The sequence below is a fragment of the Streptomyces sp. NBC_00162 genome (assembly GCF_024611995.1).
GTDB lineage: Bacteria > Actinomycetota > Actinomycetes > Streptomycetales > Streptomycetaceae > Streptomyces.
This window is the reverse complement of record NZ_CP102509.1, coordinates 2,078,752-2,095,511: the sequence shown is the minus strand read 5'-3', so window position 1 is coordinate 2,095,511 and position 16,760 is coordinate 2,078,752. Positions and strand designations below refer to the sequence as shown.

15 protein-coding genes are annotated in these 16,760 nt (G+C 73.3%); 13 read left to right on the top strand and 2 right to left on the bottom strand.

Going from position 1 to position 16,760, the window contains the following annotated elements; genetic code table 11:
- The first annotated feature begins 14 nt into the window (after positions 1-14).
- A complete protein-coding gene (gene ggt, locus JIW86_RS10310; protein WP_257553478.1) occupies positions 15-1,814 on the top strand; it encodes a gamma-glutamyltransferase in 1,800 nt (599 codons plus the stop codon).
- A gap of 201 nt (positions 1,815-2,015) precedes the next feature.
- Here the strand turns inward: ggt and map are convergent, their stop codons facing one another.
- Complete coding sequence (map, locus tag JIW86_RS10305; protein ID WP_257553477.1) at positions 2,016-2,783, bottom strand: type I methionyl aminopeptidase; 768 nt, start codon at positions 2,781-2,783, stop codon at positions 2,016-2,018.
- Between the two features lie 64 nt (positions 2,784-2,847).
- Here map and JIW86_RS10300 point away from each other — a divergent pair, with 64 nt between their 5' ends.
- The 8 genes from JIW86_RS10300 (at position 2,848) to JIW86_RS10265 (ending at position 10,045) form a co-directional block, all read left to right on the top strand.
- Positions 2,848-3,099, top strand: a complete 252-nt coding sequence (locus JIW86_RS10300; RefSeq protein WP_215145658.1) for a helix-turn-helix domain-containing protein — start codon at positions 2,848-2,850, stop codon at positions 3,097-3,099.
- A 100-nt stretch (positions 3,100-3,199) separates the two neighbouring features.
- A complete protein-coding gene (locus JIW86_RS10295; RefSeq protein ID WP_257553476.1) occupies positions 3,200-3,418 on the top strand; it encodes a hypothetical protein in 219 nt (72 codons plus the stop codon).
- A 9-nt stretch (positions 3,419-3,427) separates the two neighbouring features.
- Positions 3,428-3,808 carry a PPOX class F420-dependent oxidoreductase gene (locus JIW86_RS10290; protein WP_215145654.1) on the top strand — a complete coding sequence of 127 codons (381 nt, stop codon included), beginning with the start codon at positions 3,428-3,430 and terminating at the stop codon, positions 3,806-3,808.
- Positions 3,809-3,853: 45 nt separating this feature from the next.
- The gene (locus JIW86_RS10285; RefSeq protein ID WP_257553475.1) at positions 3,854-5,305 is read left to right on the top strand and encodes a hypothetical protein; all 1,452 of its coding nucleotides are present in this window, start codon (positions 3,854-3,856) and stop codon (positions 5,303-5,305) included.
- A 167-nt stretch (positions 5,306-5,472) separates the two neighbouring features.
- Positions 5,473-6,315, top strand: coding sequence for a nitrilase-related carbon-nitrogen hydrolase (locus JIW86_RS10280; RefSeq protein ID WP_215150797.1), 843 nt, complete (start codon positions 5,473-5,475; stop codon positions 6,313-6,315).
- Positions 6,312-7,607, top strand: coding sequence for an aspartate aminotransferase family protein (locus tag JIW86_RS10275; RefSeq protein WP_257553474.1), 1,296 nt, complete (start codon positions 6,312-6,314; stop codon positions 7,605-7,607). Before JIW86_RS10280 ends, JIW86_RS10275 begins: the two co-directional genes overlap by 4 nt.
- 12 nt (positions 7,608-7,619) lie before the next feature.
- Positions 7,620-9,020, top strand: a complete 1,401-nt coding sequence (gene hydA / locus JIW86_RS10270) for a dihydropyrimidinase (RefSeq protein WP_257553473.1) — start codon at positions 7,620-7,622, stop codon at positions 9,018-9,020.
- Positions 9,021-9,043: 23 nt separating this feature from the next.
- A complete protein-coding gene (locus JIW86_RS10265) occupies positions 9,044-10,045 on the top strand; it encodes a TIGR03842 family LLM class F420-dependent oxidoreductase (RefSeq protein ID WP_257553472.1) in 1,002 nt (333 codons plus the stop codon).
- A gap of 16 nt (positions 10,046-10,061) precedes the next feature.
- On the opposite strand, the gene JIW86_RS10260 is transcribed toward JIW86_RS10265, so the two are convergent.
- Positions 10,062-11,606: a serine/threonine-protein kinase gene (locus JIW86_RS10260; RefSeq protein ID WP_257553471.1), complete on the bottom strand. Its 1,545-nt coding sequence runs from the start codon at positions 11,604-11,606 to the stop codon at positions 10,062-10,064.
- A gap of 172 nt (positions 11,607-11,778) precedes the next feature.
- Here JIW86_RS10260 and JIW86_RS10255 point away from each other — a divergent pair, with 172 nt between their 5' ends.
- The 4 genes from JIW86_RS10255 (at position 11,779) to JIW86_RS10240 (ending at position 16,731) form a co-directional block, all read left to right on the top strand.
- Positions 11,779-13,758, top strand: coding sequence for an FHA domain-containing protein (locus JIW86_RS10255; RefSeq protein WP_257553470.1), 1,980 nt, complete (start codon positions 11,779-11,781; stop codon positions 13,756-13,758).
- Between the two features lie 144 nt (positions 13,759-13,902).
- Positions 13,903-14,724 carry an inositol monophosphatase family protein gene (locus JIW86_RS10250; protein ID WP_257553469.1) on the top strand — a complete coding sequence of 274 codons (822 nt, stop codon included), beginning with the start codon at positions 13,903-13,905 and terminating at the stop codon, positions 14,722-14,724.
- 70 nt (positions 14,725-14,794) lie between these two features.
- Positions 14,795-16,213, top strand: a complete 1,419-nt coding sequence (locus JIW86_RS10245) for a phytoene desaturase family protein (RefSeq protein WP_257553468.1) — start codon at positions 14,795-14,797, stop codon at positions 16,211-16,213.
- Entirely contained in the window at positions 16,213-16,731 is a 519-nt protein-coding gene (locus JIW86_RS10240) for an O-acetyl-ADP-ribose deacetylase (protein ID WP_215146733.1), read from the top strand. Before JIW86_RS10245 ends, JIW86_RS10240 begins: the two co-directional genes overlap by 1 nt.
- Positions 16,732-16,760 lie beyond the last annotated feature (29 nt).

The following is a 16,760-nucleotide window of genomic DNA, read 5'->3' as shown; positions in this document are numbered from 1 at the left end:
ACTGGAGGAACCGGATGCGTGGTCCCGCCGCACGTCAGTTAGCGCTTCTCGCCCTCGCCGGGGCGCTCGTCTCCACCGGGGCCGCGGCTCCGCCGTCGGACGAAGCCGCCCCGCCCAAGGTGCCCGTGGCCGCGGGCTACGGCGGAGCCGTCGCCAGCGTCGACGCCGACGCCTCCGCGGCCGGGATCGCCGTGCTGCGCTCCGGCGGCAACGCCGTGGACGCGGCCGTCGCCACCGCCGCCGCGCTCGGGGTCACCGAGCCCTACTCGGCGGGCATCGGCGGAGGCGGCTACTTCGTGTACTACGACGCCGCGTCCCGCCGCGTGCACACCATCGACGGCCGCGAGACGGCCCCCGCGACGGCCACCGCCGAGCTGTTCCAGGAGAACGGCCTCCCCATCCCGTTCGCCGAGGGCCAGACCAGCGGCCGCGGGGTCGGCGTGCCCGGCACCCCCGCCACCTGGAAGAGCGCCCTCGACTCCTGGGGCAGCCGCCCGCTGCGCCAGCTGCTGAAGCCCGCCGAGAAACTGGCCCGGGACGGTTTCACCGTGGACGCCACCTTCCGCGCCCAGACCGAGGCCAACGAGGCCCGGTTCCGGGACTTCCCGGACACCCGGGAGCTGTTCCTGCCCGGCGGCGCCCTGCCGGTCGTCGGCTCCACGTTCAAGAACCCGGACCTGGCCGCCACGTACGCGGAACTCGCCCGCAAGGGGACCGGCGCGCTCTACCGGGGTCCGATCGCCGAGGACATCGTGCGGACCGTCCGCACGCCCCCCGTGGACCCCGCGGCCACCCGCAACGTCCGGCCCGGCGACCTGACCACCGACGACCTGCGCGCGTACGGGACCAAGCGGCAGGCCCCGACCCAGATCAGCTACCGGGGGCTGGACGTCTACAGCATGGCCCCCTCGTCCTCCGGCGGCACCACCGTCGGCGAGGCCCTGAACATCCTGGAGCGGACCGACCTCTCGCGGCTGTCCGAGGCGCAGTACCTGCACCACTTCATCGAGGCCTCCCGGATCTCCTTCGCCGACCGGGGCCGCTGGGTCGGCGACCCGGCCGCCGTGGACGTGCCGACGCGGGAGCTGCTCTCCCAGCGGTACGCCGACTCGCGGGCCTGCCTGATCAAGCCCGACCGGACGCTGACCAGCCCGCTGGCCCCCGGGGACCCGCGTGACCCGGTGCCCTGCGCCACCAGCGGCCAGGCGGCGCCGACCACGTACGAGGGGGAGAACACCACCCACCTGACGGTCGCCGACCGCTGGGGCAACGTGGTGTCCTACACGCTGACCATCGAGTCCACCGGCGGCAGCGCGATCACCGTCCCGGGCCGCGGCTTCCTCCTCAACAACGAGCTGACCGACTTCTCCTTCGCCCCGGCCGTGCCCGGTGTCCCGGACCCGAACCTGCCCGGTCCCGGCAAGCGGCCGCGGTCCTCCATGTCGCCGACGATCGTGCTGGAACACGGGCGGCCGGTGCTCGCGGTGGGCTCCCCGGGCGGCGCCACCATCATCACCACCGTCCTGCAGACCCTGACCGGCCATCTGGACCGGGGCCTGCCGCTGGTCGACGCGATCGCCGCGCCGCGGGCCAGCCAGCGCAACCAGACCACCACCGAGCTGGAGCCGGGGCTGTGGAACAGCCCGGTGCGGGCGGAGCTGGAGGCGCTCGGCCAGGGCTTCCGGCAGAACCCGGAGATCGGCGCCGCGACCGGAGTGCAGCGGCTGCCGGACGGTCGCTGGCTGGCGGCGGCCGAGACGAGCCGCCGGGGCGGCGGCTCGGCGATGGTCGTCCACCCGCACGGCAAGCCGTAGGCAGAACCCAGGGGGTGTCTTGCCGATCAGGCCGGGCTCGCGGTGTCTGGCACCGCACCGCGCCTCGCCGCGTTGTCGTCGGTCGCCGACTCCCCCAGCTACCGCTGGGAGGTGCCCCCACCGCGTCGACTCCCTCCTCCGCCTTGCGATCCACGGCACCAGACACCGCTCCCTGATCCGGCCCGATCGACAAGACACCCCCTAGAGAGCGGTGAGGATCCTCGGACCGTCGGCGGTGATCGCGACCGTGTGCTCCGCGTGCGCGGCGCGGCTGCCGTCGGTGGTGCGCAGGGTCCAGCCGTCACCGTCGCAGGTGTAGTCGTCGGTGCCGCCCGCGGTCAGCATCGGCTCGATCGCGAGCACCAAGCCGGGGCGCAGCTCCATGCCGCGCCCCGGCGGCCCCTCGTTGGGCACGCCGGGGTCCTCGTGCATGCGGCGGCCGATGCCGTGGCCGCCGAAGCCGTCGGGGATGCCGTACCCGGCGGCGCGGCAGACCGTGCCGATGGCGTGGGCGATGTCCCCGATCCGGTTGCCGGGCACCGCGGCCGCGATGCCCGCGGCGAGGGCCGCCTCGGCGGTCTCGATCAGCCGCAGGTCCGCGGGGCGGGCCCGGCCGACGGTGAAGCTGACCGCCGCGTCGCCGGCCCAGCCGCCGAGTTTCGCCCCGCAGTCGATGCTGACGAGGTCGCCGTCGCGCAGCCGGTAGCCGCCGGGGATGCCGTGCACGATCGCGTCGTTGACGGACGCGCAGATCACGGCGGGGAAGGGCACCGGCGCGAACCGCGGCCGGTAGCCGAGGAAGGGAGAGCTCGCCCCCGCCTCGCGCAGCACCTCGCGGGCCACCCGGTCCAGGTCCAGCAGGGAGGTTCCGACCCGCGCGGTCTCCCGTACGGCCGCGAGGGCGTGGGCGACGACGCGGCCGGCGGCACGCATCTCGTCGATCGACTGTTCCGTCTTGAGTTCCACCATGCCAATAACTATACCGGTATAACTGTAACGGGATAGTTATTGGCGTGCGGGGTAGGATGAGGGCATGGTCCGTACCCCCCTGACTCCCGAAGAGCGCGAGCGCGGTGAGCGCCTGGGCGCGCTGCTGCGCGAGGCGCGCGGCTCGCGCAGCATGGTCGAGATCGCGGCCGGAGCCGGGCTCTCGGCCGAGACCCTCCGCAAGATCGAGACCGGCCGGGCGCCCACCCCCGCCTTCTTCACCGTGGCCGCCCTCGCCGCGGTCCTCGAGCTCTCCCTGGACGAGGTGCTGCGCCGCTGCGCCCTCGTACCGGTCTGACGGGGCGGTTTTCCGAGAACGCCCGCCCCCAGGGAGTGTCCGGCGGCCGAACGGCCGAATCGGCGGTGGGTTCGCCGGGGTCCGGGGCAAGCGTGAAGGCGTGGCAGCCTCCAACGCATCCAAGCGGCTCGGTTTCGGACTCCTCGGCGCGCTCCTCGCGGCGGGTCTGCTGCGCGCGGCCTGCGCCGGGCCCGACGGCCAGGCCCACGGCAAGGATCCCGGCGAGCTGGTCCTGCGCCATCCCGGCGCCGTCGTCAGCCCCGCCCGGCTCGAGACGCACGGCAGATGGCCGACGGACCCCGCCGGCGTGACCGCCTAGGGTTCCGGTATGGATGTCGAAGAGCTGGGCAAGGCGCGCTACGTCAGTCTCACCACGTTCCGCAAGGACGGCACGCCCGTGGCGACACCGGTGTGGGCGGTGGCCGACGGCGCGGAGCTGTACGTGTGGACGCGCAGCGATTCGTGGAAGGTCAAGCGGATCCGCAACAGCGGGCGGGTCACCGTCACCGCCTGTGACGTGCGCGGACGCGTCGTGGAAGGGGCGCCCGTGCTCGAGGGCGAGGCCCGGCTGCTCGACGAGGCGGGTCTGAAGCGGGTGCGCGGGCTCATGATGCGCAAGTACACGTGGCAGTTCTGGGCGGTGGACGTGCCCGCCATGGTGGCGCGTCGCGGGCGGCGGCCGCACACCGCGATCGCCGTCAAGCTTTGAGGTGCCCGTAGCCCGCCCGTAACACGGGTGGGATCCAATGCGGTCATGGAGACCGCGACTTCGCTGGTGATCAGTCAATTCGCCGAGTACCTGCGGGGGTTGACCCAGAGACTGGATCCCGGGGCAGGCTGGTACGGGGAGTTCCTGCGCCGGGATCCGGAGGGCGTGCGGGCCTGTGTCGACGGGGCCGCGATGCCCCCGTGGGACGTGGTCGAGTCGCTCCTGCGGGATCTGGCGGGGGTGGCGGGCGAGGAGCTCGCGGCGCGGGAGACCGTATACGCCGCCCGGCTGCGGGCCGCGGCGGTCGCCGCGTGGGACGGGTTGCCGGGAGGCATGGAGGAGCTCCGGACCCAGTACGCGGCGGCGGTCGCGCAGCAGGCCGCGACGCAGGCGGCCCTGCGGAGCCTGACGGCCCGGCTCGGCTCCGCCACCGACCCCGTGGAGGCGGACGCCCTGACCCGGGAGCTCTCCTGGACCCAGGACGACGCGGCCCGCGCCACGGCCCGCCACGAGGACCTCTTTGCCCGCCTGTCGGCCGTCCGGGCCGGTGCGCCTGACGAGGCGCCGTGGCCCGGATCCCTGACGGCCCCGCCGGAGGCGCTGCCCGGCGTGCCCCGCCAGCGGACGGCGGCGCCCCGGGCGCCGGTGTCTCCGCCCGCTGAAACCCCGGCGTCGCCGCCGGCCGAGGCCCCGGTCGGCCGGGCCGAGGGCCGGTGGCTGCGCGGTGCGCGGCGGGCCGGGGGCGCCCGGTACGCGGGCTCTGCGGCCCCCGAAGCCCCGGCCTTCACCCCGCCCCCGGGCCACCCGGACGGCGACACGGCGTCAGGCGGGGAGGACGGCCCCGGGCCCGCCCCGCGCGGAGCGCGCTTCGGCCGCCCCGAGCCCGAACCCCCGGCCCCCCGGGGCGCCCGGTTCGCACAGGGCGGCAGCGGGCCCGGAGGCGCCGAAGCCCCGGCGCCCCCGCCACCCCCGGCGGGGAACACCCGGGCCGCCGTCGGCGAGCTGATCGCGCTGCGCGCCCAGGGCCGAGGCGGCGAGGCGCACGCGCTGCTCTGCGAGATCGCGGCCTGGCCCGCGGACCGGCTGCCCGACCTCGCCGGCCAGCTGGCCCGCGCCGGACTCGCGGCCGACTGGGCCACCCTGCTGTGGGAGGCGGCCTCGCTGCCGCCCGAGCGGCTCGCCGCGGCGGCGGCGGCCCTCGGCGAGGCGGGCCGGGAGGCCGACTGCGACCGCCTGCTGCGCCAGGGCGTGGCCCGGCCCACCGCCGAGATCGCGGAAGCCGCGCTCGCCCTCGGCGCGGCCGGCCGGCTCCGGGAGGCCGACGCCCTGCTCGGCGCGTTCGTCCGGGTCCGCACCGCGGAGGAGGCGGCCGCCCTGGCCCGCCGGGACCCGCAGTGGTTCGCCCCGCGGCTGCTCCAGGCCGCCGGGGAGCTGTCCGCGACCCACCGCCGGGACCTGGTCCACGCGCTCCGGGTGGCAGGCATCGCAGCGGCGTAAACCGCCCGTCGCCTGACCGCAATCGACCGAGGGGCGACGTAACTTGATCGACTACTCCAACCGCGCAAGGCGGTCTTGCCCCACGCTGTGACGAGGCCTACGTTCTACTCCCTACGGACACCGTCTACGTGCGTAGAACCCGGCGTTCCCGTCGCGAGGAGCAGCTCATGGCCCAAGTCGTCCGCGCCGCGCTGGTCCAGGCCACCTGGACCGGAGACACCGAATCGATGATCGCGAAACACGAGGAGCACGCCCGGCGGGCCGCTGCCCAGGGTGCGCGGATCATCGGCTTCCAGGAGGTGTTCAACGCCCCCTACTTCTGCCAGGTCCAGGAGCCCGAGCACTACCGCTGGGCCGAGGCCGTCCCGGACGGCCCGACCGTCCGCCGCATGCAGGAACTCGCCCGCGAGACCGGCATGGTGATCGTGGTCCCCGTCTTCGAACGGGAGAGCGAGGGTTTCTACTACAACACCGCCGCCGTCATCGACGCCGACGGCAGCTACCTCGGCAAGTACCGCAAGCACCACATCCCCCAGGTCAAGGGGTTCTGGGAGAAGTACTACTTCCGCCCGGGCAACCTCGGCTGGCCCGTCTTCGACACCGCCGTCGGCAAGGTCGGGGTCTACATCTGCTACGACCGCCACTTCCCCGAGGGATGGCGCCAACTGGGCCTCGCCGGGGCCCAGCTGGTCTTCAACCCGTCCGCGACCCACCGCGGCCTCTCCTCGCACCTGTGGCAGCTGGAACAGCCCGCCTCCGCCGTCGCCAACGAGTACTTCATCGCCGCCATCAACCGGGTCGGCCGGGAGGAGTACGGCGACAACGACTTCTACGGCACCAGCTACTTCGTCGACCCGCGCGGCCAGTTCGTCGGCGAGGTCGCCAGCGACAAGGAGGAGGAACTCCTCGTCCGCGACCTCGACTTCGCACTCATCGAGGAAGTCCGCCAGCAGTGGGCCTTCTACCGCGACCGCCGCCCCGACGCCTACGGAGGGCTCGTACAGCCGTGACCAACCCGATCCCCCTGCACAGCCGCCACCGCTCCGTCCTGCCCGACTGGCTCGCGCTCTACTACGACCGCCCCATCGAGCTCACGCACGGCGAGGGCCGCCACGTGTGGGACGCCGAAGGCAACCGCTACCTCGACTTCTTCGGCGGCATCCTCACCACGATGACCGCCCATGCCCTGCCCGAGGTCACCAAGGCCGTCTCCGAACAGGCCGGGCGCCTCATCCACTCCTCCACCCTGTACCTCGACCGCCCGATGATCGAGCTGGCCGAACGGGTCGCCGCGCTCTCCGGGATCCCCGACGCCCGGGTCTTCTTCACCACCTCGGGCACCGAGGCCAACGACACCGCGCTGCTGCTCGCGACGACGTACCGCCGGTCCAACCAGATCCTGGCCATGCGCAACAGCTACCACGGCCGGTCGTTCTCCACCGTCTCCATCACGGGCAACCGGGGCTGGTCCCCGACCAGCCTCTCGCCGCTCCAGACGTACTACGTGCACGGCGCCGTGCGCACCCGCGGCCCCTTCGCCCACCTCGACGACACCGCCTTCACCGCCGCGGCCGTGGCCGACCTCGAAGACGTCCTGGGCCAGGCGCGCGGGGGAGTGGCAGCGCTCATCGCCGAGCCGATCCAGGGCGTCGGCGGGTTCACCTCCCCGCCCGACGGCCTGTACGGGGCCTTCCGCGAGGTCCTGGACCGGCACGGCATCCTGTGGATCAGCGACGAGGTGCAGACCGGCTGGGGCCGCACCGGCGAACACTTCTGGGGCTGGCAGGCCCACGCCCAGAACGGCCCCCCGGACATCCTCACCTTCGCCAAGGGCATCGGCAACGGCATGGCCATCGGCGGGGTCGTGGCCCGCGCCGAGGTGATGAACTGCCTCGACTCCAACTCCATCTCCACCTTCGGCGGTTCCCCGGTCACCATGGCGGCCGGCGTCGCCAACCTCGCGTACCTGCTGGAGCACGACCTCCAGGGCAATGCCCGCCGTGTCGGCGGCCTGCTCCTGGAGCGGCTGCGCGCCATCGCCGCCCACGTGCCCGCCGTACGGGAAGTACGCGGCCGGGGCCTGATGGCCGGGCTGGAACTGACGAGGCCCGGCACCGACCAGGCCGACCCGGATGCGGCCGCCGCCGTACTGGAGGCCGCCCGCGAAGGCGGTCTGCTGCTCGGCAAGGGCGGCGGTTACAACACCAGCGTGCTGCGCATCGCGCCGCCGCTCTCCCTCACCGTCGCCGAGGCGGAAGAGGGCGCCGAGATCCTCGAACAGGCCTTGCGCAGCATCCAGTAGGGGGAACCTCCGATGAGCATCCGTACCTTGATCAGCGGCGGCCTCGTCGTCACCGCCGCCGACGAACTGCACGCGGACGTCCTGATCGAGGACGGCCGCGTGGCCGCCCTGGCCGCGCACGGCTCGGCGGCCGCCGAGGCCTGGACGGCCGACCGTACGATCGACGCGAGCGGGAAGTACGTCATCCCGGGCGGGGTCGACGCGCACACCCACATGGAGCTCCCCTTCGGCGGCACCGCGGCCTCGGACACCTTCGAGACCGGCACCCGGGCCGCCGCCTGGGGCGGCACCACCACCATCGTCGACTTCGCCGTGCAGAGCGTGGGCCACGCCCTGCGCGAGGGCCTCGACACCTGGTACGACAAGGCCGACGGCAACTGCGCCATCGACTACGCCTTCCACATGATCCTCTCGGACGTCAACGAGGGCACCCTCAAGGAGATGGACCTCCTGATCGGGGAGGGAGTCACCTCCTTCAAGCTGTTCATGGCCTACCCGGGCGTCTTCTACAGCGACGACGGGCAGATCCTGCGCGCCATGCAGCGGGCCTCCGGCAACGGCGGGCTGATCATGATGCACGCCGAGAACGGCATCGCGATCGACGTCCTCGTCGAACAGGCCCTGGCGCGCGGGGAGACCGACCCCCGCCACCACGGTGAAGTGCGGAAGGTGCTCCTCGAGGCCGAGGCCACCCACCGCGCCATCCAGCTCGCCAGGGTCGCCGGTTCGCCGCTGTACGTCGTCCACGTCTCGGCGGAGGAGGCGCTCGCCGAACTGGCCGCCGCCCGTGACAAGGGCCTGCCCGTCTTCGGGGAGACCTGCCCCCAGTACCTCTTCCTGTCCACCGACAACCTCGCCGAGCCCGACTTCCAGGGCGCCAAGTACGTCTGCTCCACCCCGCTGCGCCCCCGGGAGCACCAGGCGGCGCTGTGGCGGGGGCTGCGGACCAACGACCTCCAGGTGGTCTCCACCGACCACTGCCCCTTCTGCTTCCGGGGCCAGAAGGAGCTCGGCCGAGGCGACTTCTCCAAGATCCCCAACGGGCTGCCGGGGGTGGAGAACCGGATGGACCTCCTCCACCAGGCCGTCCTGGACGGGCACATCAGCCGCCGCCGCTGGATCGAGATCGCCTGCGCGACCCCGGCCCGGATGTTCGGCCTCTACCCGCAGAAGGGCACCATCGCGCCCGGCTCCGACGCCGACATCGTCCTCTACGATCCGCACGCCGAGCAGGTCATCTCCGCCGAGACCCACCACATGAACGTGGACTACTCGGCGTACGAGGGCAGGCGGATCACCGGACGCGTCGACACCGTGCTCTCGCGCGGCGAACTCGTCATCGACCGGCGCGAGTACGCCGGCCGGCCCGGCCACGGCGTCTACATCCCCCGCTCCACCTGCCAGTACCTGTAAGCGCACGCAAGGAGCAGCCATCCATGGACTTCGGCCTCGTCCTGCAAACCGACCCGCCCGCCTCGCAGGTCGTCAGCCTCATGCGGCGCGCCGAGCGCAACGGCTTCCGCTACGGCTGGACCTTCGACTCCGCCGTGCTGTGGCAGGAGCCGTTCGTCATCTACAGCCAGATCCTGGAACACACCCAGGAGATGCACGTCGGCCCGATGGTCACCAACCCGGGCACCCGCACCTGGGAGGTCACCGCCTCCACCTTCGCCACGCTCAACGACATGTACGGCAACCGCACCGTGTGCGGGATCGGCCGCGGGGACTCGGCGATGCGGGTCGCCGGGCGCGCGCCGAACACCCTGGCGCGGCTCGGCGAGGCCATCGGCGTGATCCGCGACCTCGCCGAGGGCCGCGAGGCGGAGGTGGACGGCAAACCCCTGCGGATCCCGTGGATCAAGGACGGGAAGCTGCCCGTCTGGATGGCCGCGTACGGGCCGAAGGCGCTGGCCCTGGCCGGGCAGAAGGCGGACGGGTTCATCCTCCAGCTCGCCGACCCCTACCTCACCGAGTGGATGATCAAGTCGGTCCGGGAGGCCGCCGAGGCGGCCGGCCGGGACCCGGCCGCGATCACCATCTGCGTGGCGGCCCCCGCGTACGTGGGCGAGGACCTCGCCCACGCCCGCGACCAGTGCCGCTGGTTCGGCGGCATGGTCGGCAACCACGTCGCCGACCTTGTCTCCCGCTACGGGGAACACTCCGGGCTGGTCCCCGACGCGCTGACCGAGTACATCAAGGCCCGCCACGGCTACGACTACAGCCACCACGGCCGTGCCGGGAACCCGTCCACGGACTTCGTCCCCGACGAGATCGTCGACCGCTTCTGCCTGCTGGGCCCGCCCGAGGCCCACATCGAGAAGCTCCAGGCCCTGCGCGCCCTGGGCGTCGACCAGTTCGCCGTCTACGACATGCACGACGCGAAGGAGGCCACCATCGATGCCTACGGCGCGCGGATCATTCCGGCATTGAACGGCTAACCGTAGTCGGCCGGGATCAGCCGGTGCAGGTGATGGAGAAGGGGACCGGGTTGGAAGTGGTGCGGGTGGGGCTCTGGAGTTCCACGGCCATCCCGGTGGTCAGGGTGCCGGCCTTCGCGTAGGTCGTCAGCCGCACGGTGTCGTGGCCGGTGGGGTTGGCCTTGTCCCCGATGGACATGGTGCGCCAGTGCGGATCCACCACCGAGCCGTCGCCGGACACCCAGCGGTAGGAGATCAGGGTCGGCTCGGAGGCGGTGAAGGTCGCGGTGAACGCCGGGGCCCGGCTCTCGGGGGTCGGGCAGCTGCCGGTGTAGGTGGTGTTCGCTCCCGCCACCGACATCCGTACGCCCGAACCGGGGGCGGAGTCCTCGTCGTTGCCGTTGAGGGCGTAGACCAGCCCGGCGGCGATCAGGAGGCAGGCGGCCGCGCCGGCCGCGGCGAAGGCCGCCCTGCGGCGCTTGCGGGGCGGGGCGGCGGGTGTCGGGTGCGCGGGCGTCGCGGGCGTCGCGGGCGCGAGCGGGGCGGGCATCGCCGCGCCGGCGAGCTCCGCGGTGGGGACCGGTGCCGGCGTGGGGGCGGGCGTCGCGGCCGTGGCGGGCTCCTCGGGAGCCGGCAGGACGCGGGCGGCGGTCGTGGTGGCGTCCGGTTCGTGGGCGATGCCCCGCAGGGCCGCGGCGGCCTCGGCGGCGGGGGTCCGCGCGGCCGGTTCCTTGCGGAGCAGCCCGGCGATGACCGGGGCGAGCGGGCCGGCCCGGGTCGGCTCCGGCGGTTCCTCGTCCACGACGGCCCGCAGGGTGCTCAGCGCGGTGTCGTGCCGGAACGGGGAGATGCCCTCCACGGCCGCGTACAGCAGCACACCGAGGGACCAGAGGTCCGACTCGGGGCCCGAGGGGCGGCCCAGCGCCCGCTCCGGCGGCAGGTACTCGGGGGATCCGACCACTTCCCCGGTCATGGTCAGCGCGGTGCTGCCCTCGACCATCGCGATGCCGAAGTCGCTGAGCACCACCCGCCCGTCCTCGGCGAGCAGCACGTTCGCCGGCTTCACGTCGCGGTGCTCCACCCCGACGGCGTGCGCGGCGCGCAGCGCGCTCAGCACCTCCGCGCCGATGTGCGCGGCGTGGCGCGGGGTGAGCGGCCCCTCGGCACGCAGCAGATCGGCGAGCGACTGCCCGCGGATCAGCTCCATGACGATCCAGGGCCGGTCGTCCTCCATGACCACGTCGTGGACCGTCACCACATTGCGGTCGGGTATCCGGGCCGCCGCCCAGGCCTCTCGCTCCAGCCGGCTGTACATCCGCGCGATGTCGCCGGCCCGCAGATGGGCCGGGGCCCGGACCTCCTTGACGGCGACCTCACGGTGCAGGACCTCGTCGCCGGCCCGCCACACGGTGCCCATACCGCCCTCGCCGAGCCGGGACAGCAGCCGGTAGCGGCCCGCGATCAGCCGTTCCCCGGCCGGTGCACCCGGCGCGGCCGCGATGGTGGCCGCGGTCGTGGCGGCGGTCGTGGCCGTGCCCGCGAGCGCGCTCTCCGTCACGGTCTCGGATTCCTCGTTGTGCATGGGGGCGGTTCTCCCTCTGATCGCCTGCCGACGCGAACATCACGTACGGACCGCGACACCCGGTTCAACGGCGAGACCGGAAATTTTCGAAAATGGTTGAACCGAACACATCCGCGATGGCGTGTTGCTGTCGTACGAGGAGTCAGCAAGCGTCTTTTTCAAGGAGTGTGGAGTGCCTTCGGTCATCGTTGGACGCACGGGTCCCTTCACCGGGCAGAGCGTGGTTCTTGGCGGCGAGCCCGTCAGCTTCGGGCGCAAGAGCGACAACAGCGTCGTGATCGTCAGCCCCAGCGCCTCCCGGCTGCACGCCGAGATCCTCAGCGAGGACGCCGGTTTCGTCCTCTACGACCGGGACAGCCGCAACGGCACGCTGGTCAACGACCAGCGCGTCACGCGGCATGTGCTGCGTCCGAACGACTGCATCCGAATCGGCGATGAAACGTTCCTGTACGAGGCCCAGGACGCCATGGAGACGGTCATGGACCTCTCCCTCCTGGACGTGCCCCGGCCGAGCGCCGCGGACCCCGGCACGCTGCGGGTCACCATCACCGGCGGCGGCCCGGTGGGCCTCGCCTTCGCCCTGGCGCTCGACGAGATGCTGCCCGGGCGGACCGCCATCACCGTCTACGACGGGCGCTGGACCAGGAAGGGGTCCTCGGTCGTCTGGAAGGACGAGACCCAGGGGAACTTCCGCCGCCAGCAGGTGGTGACCGTCCAGAGCCGGCAGTACCTCGCCCTGTCCGAGGAGGTGCTCGCCGCCCTCTTCGACGACGGCGCCGCCTACTCCGAGATGTGGCCCGTCGGCCCGGACTCGGTCGACGGCCGCCCGCCCCGCAACATCCGGATCGCCCACATCGAGGACCGGCTGCTGGACCTGGCCAACCGGAAGCCGTCGATCCGACTCATTCCCAAGCGCTTCGACGTGGCGGAGGAGCAGCACCGGATCACCCAGGAACACGTCCTGGTGGTCGCCGAGGGCGGCCGCTCCCGCACCCGGGAGCACTACGCCGACCGCTTCGGCGCGGCCGACGCCTCGATCTACTCCCTCGACGGGGAGCACCTCCAGGACATCGTGCTCGGCCTGCGCGTCAAGTCGAAGCTGCCGGACCCGATGAGCGTGCTGCTCACCGTGTCGCAGAACCGGTTCCTGCTCAACTCGCTGCGCGGCGAGGGCTTCCTGAACATGCGGCTCACCCGCGAGGAGACCAAGAGCGTCATCGGCATCGACCCGGTCCGGCAGGTCTTCGAGGAGTGCATCGCCGCCCGCCCCTGCCTGATGAGCCGGCAGGAGGAGGACAACGAGTTCCGCTGTCCCACCCACGGCACCCTCTTCCTGCCCGCCCTGCTGCGCGGTTCCCCGCTGTGGAAGGAGATCCGGCAGGGTCTCAGCCTGTTCGGGGTGGCCGAGGAGGACCTGTCCGCGATCACCTCGTTCCGGCTGGACATGGTGCAGCGCCCGCGGTTCACCGCACAGCTGCACCGGCCGACCGCGACCACCCCGGGCACGTACGGCTTCCTGCTGGGCGACGCGGCCAACGCCATCCACTTCTGGCCGGGCCGCGGCCTCAACAGCGGCCTCGCATCGGCCACTTCACTGGCCCGCTCGCTCAGCCGAGCCTGGCAGGGCAAACCGCTGCGGGACGCCGACTTCATCCGGCACGAGGCGGCGATGTCCATGCTCCAGTACCGGCACAAGAGCCGGGCCTGGAACGCCATGGTGACCACCGACGAGCAGGGCGTCACCCGCGCCATCAAGGACATCATCGCGCGCAGCGCGGAGACCGGCGGGGCCGCCGGTGCCGGTGCCGGAGCCGGAGCCGGAGCCGGTGCCGGTGCCCGCGCCGCCGGTGGCGCCGGCGCCGCGGACGGGAGCGACCTGGAGGCACTGCTGGACCGGATGGCCGGGATCCGCGAACGGCTGGCGCCCCGGATGCCCGGCCTGCCGGGCGACGGGGAACTCCGCTCCCACCTCGCCTCGATCGCCCCGGCCACCCTGCGCACCCTGCGGGAGAGCGGCGCCTGGGACACCCTGATCGTCGGCGGCGAGGAGGCCGACATCGACCTCTTCTACCAGTCGGACTCCCCGGTCTTCGTGCCCCGCCCGGCCGCCCCCCGCTCCGCCGACCCCCGCAGCCCGTCCCCCGTCGGCTGACACTCCTGCGGGGTCGCCCACCGGGATGTACGCGTCCTTCCGGCGGGCGGCTTCGAGGCGGTTCACCCGGGGTACATCCGGAGTCCAGCCGTCCGTCGGGGATTGTCGGTGGGGTTTGCCGTTCGGGCGTGATGTGATGGGCGCATGATCGATGAGTTCCTTACCCATGGCCTGTCCGACGTGGAAGAGGCCGTCCGCAAGGCGGCGGCGATCGAGATCATGCCGAGATTCCGGCAGCTCGCCGAGCACGAGGTCGACGAGAAGAGCGGACCGCACGACCTGGTGACGGTCGCCGACCGCAAGGCCGAGGAGCACCTCACCGCCTCCCTCCAGCGGCTGCTCCCCGGCTCGGCCGTGGTCGGCGAGGAGGCCGTGCACGCCGACCCGACCGTGTACGGGGCGCTGCGCGCCGACGCCCCGGTGTGGATCGTGGACCCGGTCGACGGCACCCGCCAGTTCGTCTCCGGCGACCCGGCCTTCTGCACCCTGGTGGCGCTGGCCCACCGCGGCGAGATCCTCGCCTCCTGGACCTTCGCCCCGGCCCTGGAGGAGCTGGCGACCGCCGTGCGCGGGCAGGGCGCGTACGTCAACGGAGAGCGGATCCGCAGCGGCTCGCCCGAGCCGGGCGCCGAGCTGCGGATCGCCATGGCCCACCCGCTGTACACCTCCGAGGAGGACAAGCGGACCCTGGGCCGGCTGGACGTGCCCGGCGTGGCCGCCAGGTCCTGCGGCTCGGCCGGCCTGGAGTACCTGAAGGTGGCCCGCGGCGAGATGGACGGCCTCGCCTTCACCTGGCCCTCGGCCTGGGACCACGCGGCCGGACTGCTGCTGGTCGCCGAGGCCGGCGGGGCGCAGAGCACGGTCGACGGAGTCCCCTTCCGGGTGGACCGGGACAACGCGCTGCCGTTCGCCGTCGGACGCGACGAGGCCACGACGCTCCGTATCCGCGACCTGCTGCGCGGTTAGGTCCCGGCCTGGCACGGGTCAAGCCGGAATATCCTGGAGGCGGAGGCGCCGCCGGACGAAGGAGTCGCAAGTGCCGTCGATTCTCGATGCGGTCGTGGTGGGGGCGGGGCCCAACGGGCTGACGGCCGCCGTCGAACTGGCCCGGCGGGGCTTCTCGGTGGCCCTCTTCGAAGCCGCGGACACGGTCGGCGGCGGGGCGCGGACCGAGGAACTGACCCTCCCCGGCTTCCGCCACGACCCCTGCTCGGCGGTGCACCCGCTCGGCGTGGGCTCGCCGGTCTTCGCGACGATGCCGCTGAAGCGGTACGGGCTGGAGTGGCTGCACGCCCCGCTGCCCATGGCGCACCCCTTCGACGACGGCACGGCCGCCGTCCTGTCCCGCTCGGTCGCCGAGACGGCCGCGTCCCTCGGGCCGCGCGACGCCGGTGCGTACCGGCGCCTCGTCGAGCCGTTCCTCGGCAAGTGGGACACCCTGGCCCGGGACTTCATGTCGCTGCCGGGCACCGCGCTGCCCCGCGACCCCGTCACCCTCGCCCGCTTCGGGCTCGCCGGGCTGCCGCCCTCCACCTGGCTCCTGCGCCGCTTCCGCGACGAGCGGGCACGCGCGCTGTTCGCCGGGCTGGTGGCGCACGTCATCGCCCCGCTCGACGGGATCGCCACCAGCGCCGTCGGCCTGGTCTTCGCCCTGGCCGCGCACGCGAACGGCTGGCCGATGCCGCGCGGCGGCTCGCAGTCGATCTCCGACGCCCTCGCCGGGTACCTGCGCGACCTCGGCGGCGCCGTCCACACCGGCTTCGAGGTCAAACGGCTCGACGACCTCCCGCCCGCCCGCGCCTACGTCTTCGACACCTCGCCGACCGCGCTGGCCCGCATCGCCCGCCTGGGGCACGCCTACGACGGCTACAAGTACGGCGCCGCCGCATTCAAGATCGACTACGCGCTCGACGGCCCCGTCCCGTGGACCGCCGAGGAGCCGCGCCGGGCCGGGACCGTCCAGATCGGCCCGCGCGCCCGCGACATCGACGCCGCCCTGCAACTGGCCTCGGGCGGCCGGGTCCCCCGTACGCCCTTCCTCATCACCGCGCAGCCCAGCCTCGTCGACCCCGGCCGCGCACCCGCGGGCAAGCACGTGTTCTGGGCGTACGGCCATGTCCCCAAGGGCTGGCAGGGCGACCTCACCGGCGCCGTCGAGCGCCAACTGGAGCGCTTCGCACCGGGCTTCCGCGACCTGGTCCTGGCCCGCGCCACGGCCGGCCCGCCCGAGCTCGCCGCCCGCAACCCCAACTACGTCGGCGGGGACATCGCCTGCGGCGCGGCCTCGGGACTCCAGCTCCTGCTGCGCCCCAAGCTCACGTTCTCCCCGTACACGACGGCCCACCCGGCGGTCTTCCTCTGCTCCTCCGCGACCCCTCCGGGCCCGGGAGTGCACGGGATGTCCGGCCACAACGCCGCCAAGGCCGTGTGGCGTCACCTGAGAAAGGACTCCTGATGGTCCGCATCACCCTGGTCCGCGGTGACATCACCGCCGAGAAGGCCGACGCGATCGTCAACGCCGCCAACTCCTCCCTGCTCGGCGGCGGCGGGGTCGACGGCGCCATCCACCGGCGCGGCGGCCCGGAGATCCTCGCCGCCTGCGAGGACCTGCGCCGCTCGCACTACGGCAAGGGCCTGGCGACGGGCCGGGCCGTCGCCACCACCGCCGGCCGGCTCCCGGCGGAGCACGTCATCCACACCGTCGGCCCGGTCTGGTCGCGCGAGGACGACCGGTCGGAGCTGCTGGCCTCCTGCTACCGAGAGTCCCTGCGGGTCGCCGACGAGCTGGGGGCCCGTACGGTCGCCTTCCCGGCCATCTCCACCGGGATCTACGGGTGGCCCATGGACGACGGGGCGCGGATCGCCGTGGAGACCGTACGGGCGGCCCGGACCGAGGTGGAAGAGGTGCGGTTCGTGCTCTTCGGCGAAGCGGCCTACGCGGCCTTCGCGGCGGCGGTCGAGGCCGCGCGATAGGCCGTACGCCGGGCAGGGCCTCCAGTCGG

Excerpts from the sequence above, each read along its gene's own strand:
- ggt (WP_257553478.1), top strand. The coding sequence starts at position 15 with ATGCGTGGTCCCGCCGCACGTCAGTTAGCGCTTCTCGCCCTCGCCGGG.
- map (WP_257553477.1), bottom strand. The coding sequence starts at position 2,783 with ATGGTGGAACTCAAGACGGAACAGTCGATCGACGAGATGCGTGCCGCC.
- JIW86_RS10300 (WP_215145658.1), top strand. The coding sequence starts at position 2,848 with ATGGTCCGTACCCCCCTGACTCCCGAAGAGCGCGAGCGCGGTGAGCGC.
- JIW86_RS10290 (WP_215145654.1), top strand. The coding sequence starts at position 3,428 with ATGGATGTCGAAGAGCTGGGCAAGGCGCGCTACGTCAGTCTCACCACG.
- JIW86_RS10285 (WP_257553475.1), top strand. The coding sequence starts at position 3,854 with ATGGAGACCGCGACTTCGCTGGTGATCAGTCAATTCGCCGAGTACCTG.
- JIW86_RS10280 (WP_215150797.1), top strand. The coding sequence starts at position 5,473 with ATGGCCCAAGTCGTCCGCGCCGCGCTGGTCCAGGCCACCTGGACCGGA.
- hydA (WP_257553473.1), top strand. The coding sequence starts at position 7,620 with ATGAGCATCCGTACCTTGATCAGCGGCGGCCTCGTCGTCACCGCCGCC.
- JIW86_RS10265 (WP_257553472.1), top strand. The coding sequence starts at position 9,044 with ATGGACTTCGGCCTCGTCCTGCAAACCGACCCGCCCGCCTCGCAGGTC.
- JIW86_RS10260 (WP_257553471.1), bottom strand. The coding sequence starts at position 11,606 with ATGCACAACGAGGAATCCGAGACCGTGACGGAGAGCGCGCTCGCGGGC.
- JIW86_RS10250 (WP_257553469.1), top strand. The coding sequence starts at position 13,903 with ATGATCGATGAGTTCCTTACCCATGGCCTGTCCGACGTGGAAGAGGCC.
- JIW86_RS10240 (WP_215146733.1), top strand. The coding sequence starts at position 16,213 with ATGGTCCGCATCACCCTGGTCCGCGGTGACATCACCGCCGAGAAGGCC.